Here is a 16609-nt window from a genome sequence, read left to right on the forward strand (position 1 = left end):
CCAAGATGTCTGATTACAAAGCTCCCCTGCGCGACATGCGCTTCGTACTCAACGAGGTTTTCCAGGTGTCCCGGCTCTGGGCACAATTGCCCGGCCTGGCCGACGTGATCGATGAAGAGACCGCCGCCGCCATCCTCGAAGAGGCCGGCAAGATCAGCGGTGAAGTGATCGCGCCACTGAACCGCGCCAGCGACGAACAGGGCTGCACCTGGAGCAATGGCGCGGTCAGCGCCCCGGACGGTTTTGCCCAGGCCTATCAAGCCTTCGCCGAAGGCGGTTGGGTGGGGGTCGGCGGTGATCCGCAGTACGGCGGCATGGGCATGCCCAAGGCGATTTCGGCGCAGGTCGAAGAGATGGTGAACTCGGCCAGCCTGTCGTTCGGCCTGTACCCGATGCTGACCGCCGGCGCCTGCCTGTCGATCAAGGCTCACGCCAGCGAAGAACTGAAAGCGGCTTACTTGCCGAACATGTACGCCGGCACCTGGACCGGTTCGATGTGCCTGACCGAAGCCCATTCCGGTACTGACCTGGGTCTGATCCGCACCCGCGCCGAGCCACAGGCCGATGGCAGCTACAAGGTCAGCGGCAGCAAGATTTTCATCACCGGTGGCGAGCACGACCTCACCGAAAACATCATCCATCTGGTGCTGGCACGACTGCCGGATGCACCGGCGGGGCCCAAAGGCATCTCACTGTTCCTGGTACCCAAGGTGCTGGTCAATGCCGATGGTTCGCTGGGTGAAAATAACGCGCTGTCCTGCGGTTCCATCGAACACAAGATGGGCATCAAGGCCTCCGCCACCTGCGTGATGAACTTCGACGGCGCCACCGGCTGGATCGTCGACGCACCGAACAAAGGCCTGGCGGCCATGTTCACCATGATGAACTACGAGCGTCTGGGCGTGGGCATCCAGGGCCTGGCCCAAGGTGAGCGTTCGTACCAGAACGCCGTCGCCTACGCCCGTGACCGCCTGCAAAGCCGCGCACCGACCGGCGCGCAGCACAAGGACAAAGCGGCCGACCCGATCATCGTCCACCCGGACGTGCGCCGCATGCTGTTGACCATGAAAGCCTTGAACGAAGGCGGCCGTGCGTTCTCCAGTTACGTGGCCCTGCAACTGGACATCGCCAAGTACAGCGACGACGCACCGACACGCCAGCGCGCGCAGGATCTGGTATCGCTGCTGACCCCGGTGGCGAAGGCATTTCTTACCGACATGGGCCTGGAGACGACCCTCCATGGCCAGCAGATCTTCGGCGGCCACGGCTACATCCGTGAGTGGGGCCAGGAGCAACTGGTGCGTGATGTGCGCATCACCCAGATCTACGAAGGCACCAACGGCATCCAGTCCCTGGACTTGGCCGGGCGCAAGATCGTCGGCAGCGGCGGGGCGCTCTACCGTTTGTTCGCCTCGGAAATCCGCAGTTTCACCGCCAATGCCTGCGCGGACCTGGGCGAGTTCACCCAGCCGTTGAACGCCGCCGTCGACACCCTCGACGAGCTGACCGCGTGGTTGCTCGACCGGGCACAAAACAACCCGAACGAAATCGGCGCGGCCTCGGTCGAGTACCTGCACGTGTTCGGCTACACCGCGTACGCCTACATGTGGGCACGCATGGCCAAAGTCGTCATGAGCGGCGATGCCGAGGACGATTTCTACACCAGCAAACTGGCCACCGCGCGTTTCTACTTCGCCCGGTTGCTGCCGCGTATCCACTCGTTGAGCGCATCGGCCAAGGCCGGCAGCGACTGCCTCTACGAGCTGCAAGCCGATCAGTTCTGATCGAAAGGACAAGGAACCTTAAACATGATGGCGACAAAAATAATCCCGCCCGCCGACGGCGCTTATGCCTATCCCTTGCTGATCAAGCAATTGCTGCTGTCCGGCGTGCGCTATGAGCCGGGTCGGGAAATCGTCTACGCCGACAAGCTGCGCTACAGCTACCAGACCCTCAACAAGCGTATTCGCCGTCTGGCCAATGCGCTGACCGCGGCCGGGGTCAAGGCCGGTGACACCGTGGCTTTGCTCGACTGGGACAGCCACCGCTACCTGGAATGCTTCTTCGCCGTGCCGATGATCGGCGCGGTGCTGCACACGGTGAACATTCGCCTGTCGCCGGAGCAGGTGCTGTTCACCATGAACCACGCCGAGGATGACCTGGTGCTGGTGCATGATGATTTCCTGCCCTTGGTCGAGCAGATCCACGGTCGGCTGGAAACCGTAAAAGGCTACCTGCAGCTCACCGATGACGAGGCGACCACCACCTCGCTACCGGTACTGGGCGAATACGAACACCTGCTGTCCCTGGCCCCGGACCAGTACGACTTCCCCGATTTCGACGAGAACTCGGTCGCCACGCTGTTCTACACCACCGGCACCACCGGCGACCCGAAAGGCGTGTACTTCAGTCACCGGCAACTGGTGCTGCATACCCTGAATGCCGTCGGCACCCTGGGCGTCTATCAAGGTGCGCCGCTGTTGCGCTCCGACGACGTGTACATGCCGATCACGCCGATGTTCCACGTGCATGCCTGGGGCGTGCCGTACGTCGCGACCCTGATGGGCATCAAGCAGGTGTATCCCGGCCGCTACGAACCCAACAGCCTGGTCAGGCTGTACCGCGAAGAGAAGGTGACGTTCTCCCACTGCGTGCCGACCATTTTGCAGATGATCCTCAATTGCGAGGAAGGCAAGGCGACCCGTTTCGACGGCTGGAAAATGCTCCTCGGCGGCAGCGCCCTGACCCTGGGCGTTGCCAGCGAAGCCAATGCCAAAGGCATGGTGGTGCACGCCGGCTACGGCATGTCCGAGACCTGCCCGTTGCTGTGCCTGACGTACCTGCGTGACGAAGACCTGCAGCTGTCCGCCGAAGCGCAACTGCCGATTCGCATCAAGACCGGCACGCCGGTGCCGATGGTCGACCTGAAGATCATCGACGCCGACGGCAACGACGTGGCCCATGACGGCGAGTCCCTGGGCGAAATCGTGGTGCGCGCGCCGTGGCTGACCCAAGGCTACCTGAAAGCCCCGGACAAAGGTGCAGAACTGTGGCACAACGGCTGGCTGCACACTGGCGACATGGCCTCTATCGACCCGCTCGGCGGCGTGGAAATCAAGGACCGCATCAAGGACGTGATCAAGACCGGCGGCGAGTGGATCAGCTCTCTTGAACTGGAAAGCCTGATCAGCGAACACCCGGGCGTGATGTCCGTCGCCGTGGTGGGCATTGCCGACGAACAATGGGGCGAACGGCCCATGGCCATGGTCGTCTGCGAACCGGGGCAATACCTCGACCGCAAGATCCTCGAGACTCACCTGCAAGCCTTCGTCGACGGCGGGCGTATCAATAAATGGGCGATCCCCAAGCAGTTCAAATTCGTCGCCGAAATCCCCAAGACCAGCGTCGGCAAGATCAACAAGAAGCTGATTCGGGAAACTGAAGCGAACTGAGGTTGTAGGAGCGAGCCTGCTCCGGGCGGCGTTCCGACGATGGACTCGAGAACGCCGCGTTATTGTAGGAGCGAGCTTGCTCGCGATGGACTGGAGAGCGCCGCGTATAACCAGGAAACACGCGTTATCGTTAACGACCATCGCGAGCGAGCTCGCTCCTACAGAATTCCACCGTCGCCAGGCGGTTTCTGGATAGTTTGCGGGGCGTCATCTTTGTCATAGTCCTGGCCAAAGATAACGCCCCGTCGGTCGCGGTTTTCAGCGCTTGTGCCAAGCTGAACGGGGTATTGAACCGCCGCGTATTCAATTGCCGGTCAGTCAAATCCCAGGAAGCCCACGACATGAACTTCACCCGTGCATCAAACGTCCGCCACGAGTTCTATAAAGCCGTCTGGTTCTACTTCAAAGTGGTGTGGCCGATCTTCTCGATACTGCTGTTAGTGATCATTGCCTTCGGCCTCATCATCGCCCAACTGGAAGGCTGGAGCCCGGATGACGGTGTCTACTTCGCCTTCGTGACGGGCCTGACCATCGGCTATGGAGAACTGGTGCCCAAACTGGGCGTCTCGCGAGTGCTTGCAGTGCTGCTGGGTTTCAACGGCGTACTGATGACCGCGACGTTCGCGGCGATCAGTGTCCGGGCGATTGAAGTGACGGTGACGGCGGCGAGGAAGGGTGGGGCGTAGGGCAAATCCCAACCACAACACAAATCCCCTGTAGGAGCGAGCCTGCTCGCGATGGCTGCGTAACATTCAGCATTTGTGCTGGCTGATACACCGCTATCGCGAGCAGGCTCGCTCCTACAGTTGTTTAGCTGTTCAGTCGGGATTGTCCAGGGCTAAGCCTCCCACCCCGCCCCAGTCACCGCCGCCTGCACCAAAGGGTGCAGGTCCGCCCCCTGATGTTCCGTCTGCCAGGCCTGCAATTCCCTGCGCATGCTCGGCGCCCAGTACAACTGCATATGATTGCGCACGCCGAGCACTGCCTGTTGCTGGTCCGGCTGGCTGGCAAAGTACTGGGCAATCTGGTTGGCCATCTTGATCAGGTTGTCAGTACTCATCGGCGTACCTCGGCTTTGGTCCCGCGTGCCTGGCGACGTGCGTCGAGCAGGCGCTGTTGTTCATCGCTGAACTCCTGGAAGCGTTTTTGCCACTCCGAAGGGTGGTAGACGCGGCTGACTTCCACGGCGGTGACCTTGTACTCCGGACAGTTGGTGGCCCAGTCGGAGTTGTCGGTGGTGATGACGTTGGCCCCCGATTCCGGGAAGTGGAAGGTGGTGTACACCACGCCCGGGGCGACCCGCTCGGTGATCCGCGCACGCAGCACGGTCTGCCCGGCGCGGCTGCCGATGCCGACCCAGTCGCCTTCGTTGATGCCACGGCTCTCGGCGTCGCTCGGATGGATTTCCAGGCGGTCTTCGTCATGCCAGGCGACGTTGTCGGTGCGCCGGGTCTGGGCGCCGACGTTGTACTGGCTGAGGATGCGCCCGGTGGTCAGCAGCAGCGGATAGCGACTGTTGACCTTTTCCTCGGTGGGCACGTAACCGGTGAGCATGAAGCGCCCCTTGCCACGCACGAATTCTTCGATGTGCATGGTTGGCGTACCGTCCGGTGCCTCGGCGTTGCACGGCCATTGCAGGCTGCCATGGCGCTCAAGTTCGGCGTAGCTGACGTTGGTGAAAGTCGGGGTCAGGCTGGCGATTTCATCCATGATTTGCGATGGGTGCTGGTAATTCATCGGGTAACCCAGGGCGTTGGCCAGGGCTACGGTGCCTTCCCAGTCGGCCTTGCCGCCCAGCGGCTCCATGACTTTGCGCACCCGGGAGATGCGGCGCTCGGCGTTGGTGAAGGTGCCGTCTTTTTCCAGGAACGAGCAGCCCGGCAGGAACACGTGGGCGAACTTGGCGGTTTCGTTGAGGAAAATGTCCTGCACCACGATGCACTCCATGGCCGACAGAGCCGCGGTGACGTGCTGGGTATTGGGGTCGCTCTGGGCGATGTCTTCGCCCTGGCAATACAGGCCCTTGAAGCTGCCGGTCAGGGCCGACTCGAACATGTTGGGGATGCGCAGGCCCGGATCGGGTTGCAGGGTGACGTTCCAGGCTTGTTCGAACTGCGCCCGTACCGTTTCGTTGGAAACATGCCGGTAACCGGGCAGCTCGTGGGGGAAGGAACCCATGTCACAGGAGCCCTGCACGTTGTTCTGCCCGCGCAGCGGGTTCACGCCCACGCCTTCGCGGCCGATGTTGCCGGTGGCCATGGCGAGGTTGGCAATACCCATCACCGAGGTGCTGCCCTGGCTGTGTTCGGTGACGCCAAGGCCGTAGTAGATCGCCGCGTTGCCGCCGGTGGCATACAGGCGCGCAGCGGCACGGATGTCGGCAGCGGGTACACCGCAGACAGGGCCAAGGGCTTCCGGCGAGTTTTCCGCACGGCTGACGAATTCACTCCAGATCGCGAAATCGCTGCCCTCGCAACGGGCGTCGATAAAGGCCTGGTTGAGCAAGCCTTCGGTGACAATCACGTGGGCCAGGGCGTTGAGCATGGCAACGTTAGTGCCGGGGCGCAGGGCCAGGTGATACTCGGCGCGGGCATGCACCGTATCCACCAGATCGATGCGTCGTGGGTCGATGACGATCAGCCGCGCGCCTTCACGCAGACGGCGTTTGAGCTGGGAGGCGAACACCGGGTGGGCGTCGCTGGGGTTGGCGCCTATCACCAGGATCACATCGGCCTGCATCACCGAGTCGAAACTCTGGGTGCCGGCGGACTCGCCAAGGGTCTGCTTCAGGCCATAGCCGGTCGGCGAGTGGCAGACTCGCGCACAGGTGTCGACGTTGTTGTTGCCGAACGCGGCGCGCACCAGTTTTTGCACCAGGTAGGTTTCTTCGTTGGTGCAGCGGCTGGAGGTGATGCCACCGATGGAGTCGCGACCATATTTTTGCTGCAGGCGGCGGAATTCGCTGGCGGCGTAGGTCACCGCTTCATCCCAGCTGACTTCCTGCCACGGGTCGCTGATGTGCTTGCGGATCATCGGCTTGGTGATGCGATCCGGGTGGGTCGCATAGCCCCAGGCGAAGCGCCCCTTGACGCAGGAGTGGCCGTGGTTGGCCTGGCCATTCTTGTCCGGAACCATGCGCACCAGTTGGTCGCCTTTCATCTCGGCACGGAACGAGCAGCCCACGCCGCAATAGGCACAGGTGGTGATCACGCTGCGTTCGGGCTGGCCCAGTTCGACCACGCTTTTTTCCATCAGGGTCGCGGTGGGGCAGGCTTGCACACAGGCGCCGCAGGACACGCATTCAGAGTCGAGGAAGTTCTCGCCGCCGGCGGCCGCAACCCGGGATTCGAAACCGCGCCCGGTAATGGTCAGGGCAAAGGTGCCCTGGGTTTCTTCGCAGGCGCGCACGCAGCGGTTGCAGACGATGCACTTGCTCGGGTCGTAGTCGAAATAGGGGTTGGAGGTGTCTTTCACGTCCTCCAGATGGTTCTCGCCTTCATAGCCATAACGCACTTCCCGCAGGCCGACCTGACCGGCCACGGTTTGCAGCTCGCAGTTGCCGTTGGCCGAGCAGGTCAGGCAGTCCAGCGGGTGATCGGAGATGTACAGCTCCATGACGTTACGGCGCAGGGTCGCGAGCTTTGGCGTCTGGGTGTGCACGCTCATGCCTTCGGTGACCGGCGTGGTGCAGGACGCCGGATAACCGCGCATGCCGTCGATCTCCACCAGGCACATGCGGCAGGAGCCAAAAGGTTCCAGGCTGTCGGTGGCACAGAGTTTGGGAATAGTCGTGCCCAGCAGCGCGGCGGCGTGCATCACCGAGGTGCCTTCGGGCACGCTGATGCTGCGGCCGTCGATGTTCAGGGTGACTTGCACCTGGCTGTTGCGGGCTGGCGTACCGAGGTCGATATCGGTTTTCGGGTCGAAGAGAGTGATCATTGTTCGGCCTCCGAGGCTTGCAGACCGAAGTCAGCGGGGAAGTGCTTGAGGGCGCTGGCCACGGGATAAGACGTCATGCCGCCCAACGCGCACAGCGAACCGTATTGCAGGGTGTCGCACAGGTCCTTGAGGATGATCACCTGCTCATCACGACCGCTCTGGTCGGGAGCGGCCAGCAGGCGGTCGATCACCTCGACGCCACGGGTCGAACCGATACGGCAAGGCGTGCATTTGCCACAGGACTCCTCGGCGCAGAACTGCATGGCGAAGCGTGCCATGCGGGCCATGTCCAGGGTGTCGTCAGCCACCACCACACCACCGTGACCGAGCATCGCGCCGATGGCCATAAAGGCTTCGTAATCCAGCGGCGTGTCGAATTGCGAAGGTGGCACCCAGGCGCCAAGCGGGCCGCCCACCTGTGCCGCCTTCAACGGCCGGCCACTGGCGGTCCCGCCGCCGTAGTCTTCCACCAGTTCGCGCAAGGTCAGGCCAAAGGCCCGTTCCACCAGGCCGCCGTGACGCACATTGCCCGCCAACTGGAAGGGCATGGTGCCCAGGGAGCGGCCCATGCCGTAATCGCGATAGAACTGCGCGCCCTTGGCCAGAATCAGCGGCACCGAGGCCAAAGTCAGCACGTTGTGCACCAGGGTCGGCAGGCCGAACAAACCCTGCAACGCCGGAATCGGCGGCTTGGCGCGAACGATCCCGCGCTTGCCTTCGAGAGAGTCCAGCAGCGCGGTTTCTTCACCGCAGATGTAAGCACCGGCACCGACGCGCACTTCCATGTCGAAGGCCTGACCGCTACCGGCGACATTGGCGCCGAGGTAACCGGCATCTCGGGCGATGTTCAATGCTGCACGTAGCGTGGCCACGGCATCCGGATATTCCGAGCGCACATAGATGTAGCCGTAGGTGGCGCCGACGGTAATGCCGGCAATCGCCATGCCTTCGATCAGCAGGAAGGGGTCGCCTTCCATCAACATGCGGTCGGCGAAAGTGCCGGAGTCGCCTTCGTCGGCGTTGCATACAATGTACTTTTGCGCAGCCTGAGTGCCGCGAACCGTGCGCCATTTGATCCCGGCCGGGAATGCTGCGCCGCCACGACCGCGCAGGCCTGAGTCGAATACCGCTGTCGCGGTCTGCTCGCCGCCAATGGCAATGGCCTGGGTCAGACCCTCGAAACCGCCGTGGGCCCGGTAATCCTCCAGAGACAGCGGCCGGGTGATGCCGGCGCGCGCGAACATCAGGCGTTGTTGAGACTTCAGATAAGGCAATTCTTCCACCAGGCCCAAGGCCAGCGGATGCGCGGACGACGCGTCTTGCAGCGCATCAAGCACCGACGGCACATCGGCCGCCGTCAGCGGGCCAAAGCCGATACGACCTTGCGGGCTGTCCACTTCCAGCAGCGGTTCCAGCCAATACAGACCGCGCGAACTGGTGCGCTGCAACTCCAGCGGCAGATTGCGTTCCTGAGCCTGAGTGATCAGGGCCACAGCGACCTCATCGGCACCCACGGCACGGGCAAGAGAATCACAGGGCAGATAGAGCGTCGGCATCATGCGTCCTCCCGGCAAGCGTCGAGCAAGGCATCCAGACGCTCGGCACTGAGCCGCGCATGCACCCGGCCATCCAGCTCCAGAGCGGGCGAACAGGCACAAGCACCCAGGCAATACACCGGACGCAAACTGATGCTGCCATCGGCACTGCTGCCGTGATCGTCCAGTTGCAGACGTTCGCGCAACTGCGCGGCAAGCTGCTCGGCGCCACGGCTCTGGCACGACTCGGCCCGGCACAGCCGCAGGATGTGCCGCGCGGGCGGCGCGGTACGGAAATCATGGTAAAAACTGATCACCCCGCGAACCTCGGCCTGGCTCAGGTTGAGGGCATGGGCAATCTCGGGGACGGCGACATCGGGGACGTAACCGATACGCTCCTGAATATCATGAAGAATGGGCAACAGCGCACCCGCAGAGCCCTTGTGGCGCTCCAGCAGACTGTTGACCACAGGCAGGTGCAACATCTCATCAGGCATTCAGCAATCCTCACAGTCACGGACAAACCAGGTGGTTGTCGGTTGTCCGAAAGTGTCGGCTGCGGCATTTACACCACGTCACGGTATCGTGGCATCTACAAACCGTCGGCCAGGGCACCCTGAGCGGGCATCTTGTTGTGCCCGGCACGGTCTTCGCCGCACCTCTAAAGGGGCATAAAAGCCAGATTGCCACGCGGCCCTTGATTCGGCTGCACCAGAGCGACGTGTTCGGTTCTGTCTACGACCTTGTATTGAGTCTAGAAGAATGAGGGTGGAGACGCCGTGCCAGAGGGGGCGGTTGCAGAAGTTATGCACAGGGGATTGCCTGTGGAGAAGGTGACGATCAAGCCCACTGGAAGCACCCGGATGCCGGAAATCCAAAAACCGAATCCCCAGCATTTACTTCGAACCCAAGCAATAAAAAGCCCCGAACTCCGTGGTCAACAATACCCACAAGACAACCCCAATCCCTGTAGGAGCGGGCTTGCCCGCGAAAGCGCCAGACCAGCCAACACAAAACCCAGAACGGAAACCCAACCCCCTACTGTAGGAGCGAGCCTGCTCGCGAAAAACGCAAGGCAACCAACATCTACTGTTGAATGACCACCGTCATACTGCAAACAACCTGAGTGGGATATTCCCCCGCTCCCACGCTATGCATGGAAGCGGGGGAAACCCCTTAACCAAGCTCACCACAGAAAATATCAGGATTCCCATCGGCCGGGCTCGTCCGCATCACCAGCGCATATCCGCCGGACCGCAGCGAGTCATAAGCCATAGGCACGCTCTTCCAGAGTTGGATGCCCGCCTGCTCGTTGAAGTTGTCGGCCACGATGCGATTGAGTGAATAGGCCGGCTTGGGCTCGTGCCTGGCGCAGCTTCCCGAGTAGATATAGGTATACAAGTGCGCCGGAATTGCAGTGCCATTGGGTACACCACCCACAAACAACGAAAGCTCCGTCTCACTGCTGCTCAAGGGGGTCAGAACGGCCTGAGCGATATGCCCGGCATTGTGAGTAGTTGCATTCAAGGGAACGGCAACGATTTGCTTCGGGGCTGCACCAACCACGCAGATCCAACCTGCCGCTACCAGCAACGCCAGCGAAGTTACGACTTTCATCGTAAAACCTCCCGCCTTGTAAGGGCTCGTTGAAGAGATCCCCCACTGAATTTTAGTCAGCTGTACAAATCCTGAGGTTATTCGGATGGTCGGTCCAATAGCCATCGGGTTGTAGCAAACCCACTGTAGGAGCGAGCTCGCTCGCGAAAAACGCAAGGCATCCACATATCCCGCTGAATACCCCGGCTACCGCAACCCAGCCCGTTCCCACAAGCGTCATGCCTGACTTCTGAAATCTGAAGCTGTTTCAGCGTTTCAATCACTACCCCTCAGCCTTTACCCCCGCTTGCCTGGAGGCCGGCGTGCAAGTCCGATTCCGCGTCAGCACCTTCACCGCATCATCCACCAATGCCTTGCTCAGCGAGGTCAGATAATGCGCAGTTCGGGCGTGGCGGTCGTTGTGTCTGGCGTAGCGCTTCGGTGAGAAACTGAAAATCAGAAGCCATAGCCAACGTATGTCAGACCGATGGTTGTATCCGGATTGTTCGGTCATTGCCCGGCTCCGAGGAGGGAGAAGCAGTGAAGGAGATTCGAGGGTGGGCCGTTACATGTAGATTTAGTTTTTAGATAGGAAGCAGTGGCTTTCTTGCTGCTATGTTCTGGCATCGTAGAAGGGCTCCGCTCATCACAGCATCGGGCGACAACCTGCGGCGGATGCTATAGTCCGCCGCGTTTTTTAGCTTCGATTGCGCACGGAAGCACAAGGAGAATACTTATGACCATCTACACCGCGGGCTACGAAGGGCTCACGATCGACGCTTTCATCGCGCGACTCAAACAGGCCCAGATCGACAAGGTGCTTGATGTTCGGGAGTATCCGCTCTCTCGTAAAAAGGGTTTTTCCAAGAAGGCCTTTGCTGAGTGCCTGGCTGCTGCAGGCATTTCGTATGAGCACAGCCCACCACTCGGATGCCCAAAACCAATACGGAATCGGTACAAAGAAGATGGTGATTGGTTTGTGTACTCTCGCGACTTCCGAGCCTACATCCGAACCCAGGCCTCAGTGCTAAGTAGCCTCGTCTCCAGCGTCGCAGAACAGCGCATTTGCATGGTCTGCTATGAGGCTGATGCAAGCTTTTGTCATCGAAGCCTGATTGCGGAAGCCGCCCAAGAGTTGGAAAGCTCGCTGCAAGCCAAACATCTTCCAATCAAAATAGAGAAATTTGCGGATCTGTTTCATGCTGTAGCTTAGGCGGGTAGACGAGGCTAACAATCAGCCACTGCCCCGGGAATCGGTGGATAGTTCCCATCAACAGCATAAGGTCTTTACTTGGGAGCTCGATTTCCAGCTTTTGTCGAAACGGAGTTTCCCAGCCTTCTGCGCCATGTCGACGACGAACGTTCCTGTAAAGTTGGCTGATTTCCCAGTCCACGATCTTGTGGGTATAGGATTTGAGCTCTCCATCGACTAAGCATTCGTATGTGTAGTGGAAGTCGAATGGGACTTTCTCCAGTCGTTTTATGCTTGCTCGTTCCTGCTGCTCATCGAAAAGGTTCGGCTGTCGCTGTAGATGCTCCAGTTTTTCGATTTCCTGAGGTGTCCATTCTTCTGATGCTGCCTTACGAATATGTAGTGCGGCTATGCGTGCAGGCCTGACTAGGCCCAGGGTGACATTGTTGCTCAGTCGCGCGTTCTCTAACTCATCAAAGCTATCGTAGATGGTCAGCTTATCCAAAAACGTGCGTCGTTCTTTCCAGTCGCCCGCTGGTAGCCTTGTACCTACAGAAATAGTGTCTACCCCGATCTTGTGGCTTTCGGGTCTTCTGTCTGCCGGGCTTCTATCAATGAAGGCCTCAATCCATTGCCATTTCGCGAACTGTTGATCTTCAGTGACCAGGCGAAATGGAACAGGGTAAAGGCGTATTAGGTTGCCGTGTTCGTCCATACCTGCGACGCAGGACGTTTCGGAATATCTAGCGCTGGGTGATGGATATGTCTTGCAGAGTACAAGTATTCGAGCTTTCCGTCGCATTCTGACCAGATCCTTTTGGCTTTTTTGAACTCTACCTAGGCATTGGGGAGATGAACAGTTGTCAGTTGTATTTGGCAGCATGAGCAGACTGGTCTTACTGTCACTCCATATGTCTCGATTTACTCATTGGATTTTTTAAGAATCCTCAGCACGATAACCGGTGTACCAAGCTGCTACATTGTTTGCGCCCGGCTGAAATCAGATAACTGCTGGAAGCTGGCCGCTTCCTCCAGCCGGCGGCGCCGTCCGCTTGGATGTCGCCACATACCCGCGTTCCATGTGAAGTTGACGTCGACATGTTCACCAGGCTCCGACAGCATCAATCCCAATCGCGCCCGATCCTTTTTTGCTGGCTCGGTCCGGCATTACGTTCGGGCCTTCTTGTTCATGAAACATGAAAGTTGCCCAAGCCAATCCCCTGTAGGAGCGAGCTTGCTCGCGAAAAACCCAAGGCAACCACCAACTCACTGAATGCCCAAGCCTCCCGCAACCAAACCCGTCCCTACAAACGACATGCCTGTCGCCTAAAAACCAGAACCTACCCTTCAGCCTCAGCCGCCCGCCTGGACATCGGCGCAACCGTCCGATCCCGCGTCAGCACCTTCACCGCATCATCCACCAACGCCTTACTCATCGAAGTCAGATAATGCGCAGCCCAGGCGTGACGGTCAGTGTCTATGGCATAAGCAGAATCTTCAGTGAGCGTCTTGGCCAGGAACAGAAAATCGGAGGCCATGGACAACGCATCGCCGAGAGGAACGTCGCGAGTGACATGGAACAGCGCTTGATCCGCGCAGTAGATCGCAGGTGTCAGGTCGATGGTTTTGAGTTCAGGTTGTTCAGTCATTGGCCACCTCCGAGGATGGAGAGGCTATGGGGGAGGGGGTTACGCGATTGGACGTTGTGTGAAAGGAAAAGCCAAATTTCGTACACATTGACTTGGTCATTTGGCTGCGGCAGCATTGACGTCAATCGCGCCCGATCCTCTGGTGCTGGCTCAGTCCGGCATTACGTTCGGGCCTTCTTGTTTCTGGAGCATGGAAGTTGACTGCCCCAGCTTCTCATACGCCGTTGCGTACATACCTGATTTGGTTGAGCGCTGCGTAATTGTAAGCCCCGAATTACTCGAGGCTCATTGCTTCTCAGGCGCTATCCTTCGGATTTCGCTGTCGGCTGCTTAGGTGTCATTGCGGAAGTACGATCCCGCGTAAGCACCTTCACCACATCATCCACCACCGCCTTCCCCATCGCCGTCAAATAATGCGCAGCCCAGGCGTGATAATCCGTGTCCCTGGCATAAGCCGCATCCTTGCTCAGCGCCTTGGCCAGAAACAGAAAATCAGAAGCCATCGCCAAAGCATCCCCGAGGGGAACATCACGCGTGACATGGAACAGTGCTTGGTCCGCGCAGTAGATGGCCGGCGTCAGGCCGATGGTTTTGAGTTCAGGTTGTTCGGTCATTGGCCACCTCCGAGGATGGAGAGGCAATGGGAGAGGGGATTACGTGATTGGGAATTGCGTAGAGGGGAAAGCCAAATTTCAAACGGATTGATACTGCGCATTATCCAACTCCTTGATATGAGGAGCTGCCACGTTCGTTTCCACACGAATGGGTGACAGCTGTGCGCAGGGTGGAAAACCGGGAATCAAGGAAACCGGCACGCCCGAAGACGTCCCACGCACAGCCGCCATAACTCACGCCGCAGGCATAAAAAAAGCGCCGGCAGACGTGATGGGGGCGCTGTTGCGCCTTGAATTACACGGGTTTCCACACCCGGTCGCTGAATTGGCAGCGACGGTGGGAGGGTATCGTCCAGATCCTTTTCCTGCAACCGTCAAAGGCCTCGATCCCAAACCGCCCGAGACGAAAAATGTGTTCTGTCCTCGATCTGTTCGTCGCGCGCGTGGCAGTAGCTACGCTCATAGTCCGCTTTCGGCCGATTCTGTTGAAAAAGGCGGCCAGGGTTTGCGTATCAGAAAAGTACGCGTCCGAGGTTGAAATCTTTACTTTTGGCAGAGTCTTCCAGACTCGGATTTCACGTAGCAGCGTGCAAAAAAGACGTTATCACCAGTCAATGATCAGGCAGTTTTGGCAGAGCGACTTTTTCAACAGAATTGGCCAAGAGCAGCCGGTGGAAGGAGCAATGGAACATGATTAGCTATGCTTCTAATTCTGGAACTTAGTCGACCGCCATGCATTGAACTGATCGTGAGGCTCGTAAAGAAGGAACTACATGAAATTTCTCAGCCCACAACCGTCGCATAACCCACCAGTCAACCGGATGCTGCGCGATAGGTCCGTGCAGCGCCGGTTACTACTACGCTAGGCCTCGTATGCCCTGCGCCCTGTGCCTTCAAGAAGCTGAGCTTCGCCGTTCGCACGTCATTCCAGAGTTCCTGTACGAGACCCTCTATGACGAAAAACACCGGCTTCAGGTGCTGTCCATCATTCCGGAGCAAGCGAATTGGCGCGAGCAAAAGGGGCTGCGAGAACGTTTGCTGTGTGACGCATGTGAACAAAAGCTGTCGGTATGGGAGCGCTACGCAAGCTTGGTGCTCAAAGGTGGCGTGTCACTGACCGTCAGGCAGGAGGGCAATATCGTTCACATCTCGGACCTCGACTACCGCCAGTTTAAGCTGTTCCAGCTTTCCGTACTGTGGCGGGCCGGCGTTTCCTCACTACAGTTCTTCGAAAACGTCCAGCTCGGAAAACACGCAGAGGCCCTGCGCCAGCTTCTCCTCGCCGGTGACCCGGGTTCCCCTGAGCGATATGGTTGTTTCATGTTTGGCCTGAAGCACGAGGCTGGGGTTTTCACCGGCCTCATCATGCAGCCTGGAAAAGTGCGCCTCAGCGGCCACATTGCATATCGCTTCGTCTTCGGTGGCTTTCTCTGGGCTATGTTCGTATCTAGCCACGACCTTGGAGCGCCTTTAAATCAGTGCACCCTCAGTGCCGCTGGCAACATGGCTATTCTCCTGCGCAATGCAACCGACATGGAAAACTTGGTCAGCTTCTCGGCAGAACTTGATCAAATGGGGCGCGCACCGTCCCGGTAAGAAAGAAGTGCAAAAGAGAGGGACAAATTGAAGCTGTACTACTTAACTTCAGAGAAGTTGGAAAAAATCATTCTGCATGAGCGGCGTCTCGAAGCTATCGACCATAGCAAAGTTAAATGATCCTTTTGAGGTGAAAAGGGGACGATATTATTTTTCCTTTGCTTTTTTGACTGAAATGCGGTGAAAAGAAATGAAAAGTAAATCCGTCCTCTTTTTTCCTTTCTTTTTCCTTAAAAATAAATCCGTCCCCTTTTTTGTCCCCTTTTTTCGTAGTAGTAAGAGGGCGCTTGGCTGTAGGGTTTGTCCTCGGCAAGACGGGTGAAAAAACTGGCGAAATAATCTACGAGACCCTTAAATGAGCGCGAGTGTCGCGCACAAAATATTTCTGTGTATCAGTATTATTGGTTTTGGCGGTCTTTTCATCTTTCTTGGCGTTGCGTTGCATTTGGCCTACGCCACAACGGATGAGATGCTAGATCATTTGAAAAATTGCCCATCTATTATGGTGAGGGCTTCATTGAAGTGTGGGGGGCTTGGGGAAGGTTGTTCGTTCTGGTTGCAATAATGGGCGTTATGACTATGGATGGTGGAGCCAACGCTAAGGACCTGCAAAACTTTCCTGGAAGTCTCAGGCGAAAACTAATTGTATTGCATTTGAGTGGGGTGGTTTTAATTACTCTATTGCTTGGGCTTTTTGCAGTCAGTGCACTTGGCCTCGTTTAGCAATGTTTGGAGTAAGGTTCTAGGATAGATTTGAAACTCACTGCAGAAAAATGAATAGAGAAAGGGGGGGAGGGGAGATTTATTCTGTTGAAAACAAATCTGTCCCCTTTTTTGTCCCCTTTTTTTCGTCTTTTTTCCAAATTATAACTTAGTTAATGTCGGATTTTGCGCCTCGGTTTGGCTTGGATAACCGCTTCGCCAAAAGTCCGCTATCGGCAGATTCTGTTGAAAAAGTAGCTCCCCTATCTGGCCTGCGGCAAAATATCTGCATTGGCCAGCAGGGAAGCACGCAGCATGATGGGACAGTTATCGA

General features: G+C 58.4%; 13 protein-coding genes and 1 pseudogene. 5 read left to right on the top strand and 9 right to left on the bottom strand.

Going from position 1 to position 16609, the window contains the following annotated elements; genetic code table 11:
* Positions 1–5: 5 nt before the first annotated feature.
* The 3 genes from C8K63_RS20200 to C8K63_RS20215 all read left to right on the top strand — a co-directional run bounded on the left by C8K63_RS20200 (position 6) and on the right by C8K63_RS20215 (position 4138).
* Complete coding sequence (locus C8K63_RS20200) at positions 6–1784, top strand: acyl-CoA dehydrogenase C-terminal domain-containing protein (protein WP_108218314.1); 1779 nt, start codon at positions 6–8, stop codon at positions 1782–1784.
* A 24-nt stretch (positions 1785–1808) separates the two neighbouring features.
* A complete protein-coding gene (locus C8K63_RS20205; RefSeq protein ID WP_108218315.1) occupies positions 1809–3452 on the top strand; it encodes a fatty acid--CoA ligase in 1644 nt (547 codons plus the stop codon).
* Positions 3453–3793: 341 nt separating this feature from the next.
* Positions 3794–4138 (top strand): potassium channel family protein, encoded by a 345-nt coding sequence (locus C8K63_RS20215; RefSeq protein ID WP_108218316.1) that lies wholly within the window; start codon positions 3794–3796, stop codon positions 4136–4138.
* A gap of 152 nt (positions 4139–4290) precedes the next feature.
* Here the strand turns inward: C8K63_RS20215 and C8K63_RS20220 are convergent, their stop codons facing one another.
* The 6 genes and pseudogenes from C8K63_RS20220 to C8K63_RS20245 form a co-directional block, all read right to left on the bottom strand.
* On the bottom strand, positions 4291–4512 hold the full coding sequence (locus C8K63_RS20220; RefSeq protein WP_108218317.1) for a formate dehydrogenase subunit delta: 222 nt from the start codon (positions 4510–4512) through the stop codon (positions 4291–4293).
* Positions 4509–7391: a formate dehydrogenase subunit alpha gene (gene fdhF, locus C8K63_RS20225; protein WP_108218318.1), complete on the bottom strand. Its 2883-nt coding sequence runs from the start codon at positions 7389–7391 to the stop codon at positions 4509–4511. Before fdhF ends, C8K63_RS20220 begins: the two co-directional genes overlap by 4 nt.
* Positions 7388–8950, bottom strand: a complete 1563-nt coding sequence (locus C8K63_RS20230; RefSeq protein ID WP_177413289.1) for an NADH-quinone oxidoreductase subunit NuoF — start codon at positions 8948–8950, stop codon at positions 7388–7390. Before C8K63_RS20230 ends, fdhF begins: the two co-directional genes overlap by 4 nt.
* Positions 8947–9423, bottom strand: a complete 477-nt coding sequence (locus C8K63_RS20235) for a formate dehydrogenase subunit gamma (RefSeq protein WP_108218319.1) — start codon at positions 9421–9423, stop codon at positions 8947–8949. Before C8K63_RS20235 ends, C8K63_RS20230 begins: the two co-directional genes overlap by 4 nt.
* Positions 9424–10102: 679 nt before the next feature.
* Complete coding sequence (locus C8K63_RS20240) at positions 10103–10543, bottom strand: hypothetical protein (RefSeq protein WP_108218320.1); 441 nt, start codon at positions 10541–10543, stop codon at positions 10103–10105.
* A gap of 262 nt (positions 10544–10805) precedes the next feature.
* A pseudogene (locus C8K63_RS20245) lies at positions 10806–10995 on the bottom strand (DUF3077 domain-containing protein); the annotation flags it as partial.
* 263 nt (positions 10996–11258) lie between these two features.
* On the opposite strand from C8K63_RS20245, the gene C8K63_RS20250 reads away from it, so the two are divergent.
* On the top strand, positions 11259–11735 hold the full coding sequence (locus tag C8K63_RS20250) for a DUF488 family protein (protein ID WP_108218321.1): 477 nt from the start codon (positions 11259–11261) through the stop codon (positions 11733–11735).
* Here the strand turns inward: C8K63_RS20250 and C8K63_RS20255 are convergent.
* From C8K63_RS20255 to C8K63_RS20265, 3 genes are all read right to left on the bottom strand, one after another.
* The gene (locus C8K63_RS20255) at positions 11692–12429 is read right to left on the bottom strand and encodes a hypothetical protein (protein ID WP_177413288.1); all 738 of its coding nucleotides are present in this window, start codon (positions 12427–12429) and stop codon (positions 11692–11694) included. The two genes, C8K63_RS20250 and C8K63_RS20255, sit on opposite strands and share 44 nt — an antisense overlap.
* A gap of 625 nt (positions 12430–13054) precedes the next feature.
* Positions 13055–13363, bottom strand: a complete 309-nt coding sequence (locus tag C8K63_RS20260) for a DUF3077 domain-containing protein (RefSeq protein ID WP_108218323.1) — start codon at positions 13361–13363, stop codon at positions 13055–13057.
* A gap of 302 nt (positions 13364–13665) precedes the next feature.
* Complete coding sequence (locus C8K63_RS20265; protein WP_108218324.1) at positions 13666–13977, bottom strand: DUF3077 domain-containing protein; 312 nt, start codon at positions 13975–13977, stop codon at positions 13666–13668.
* Between the two features lie 873 nt (positions 13978–14850).
* Here C8K63_RS20265 and C8K63_RS20280 point away from each other — a divergent pair.
* Positions 14851–15573 carry a hypothetical protein gene (locus C8K63_RS20280; protein ID WP_108218327.1) on the top strand — a complete coding sequence of 241 codons (723 nt, stop codon included), beginning with the start codon at positions 14851–14853 and terminating at the stop codon, positions 15571–15573.
* The last annotated feature ends 1036 nt before the right edge of the window (positions 15574–16609 follow it).

This window comes from Pseudomonas sp. GV085, from assembly GCF_003050925.1.
In the GTDB taxonomy this organism is placed as follows: domain Bacteria; phylum Pseudomonadota; class Gammaproteobacteria; order Pseudomonadales; family Pseudomonadaceae; genus Aquipseudomonas.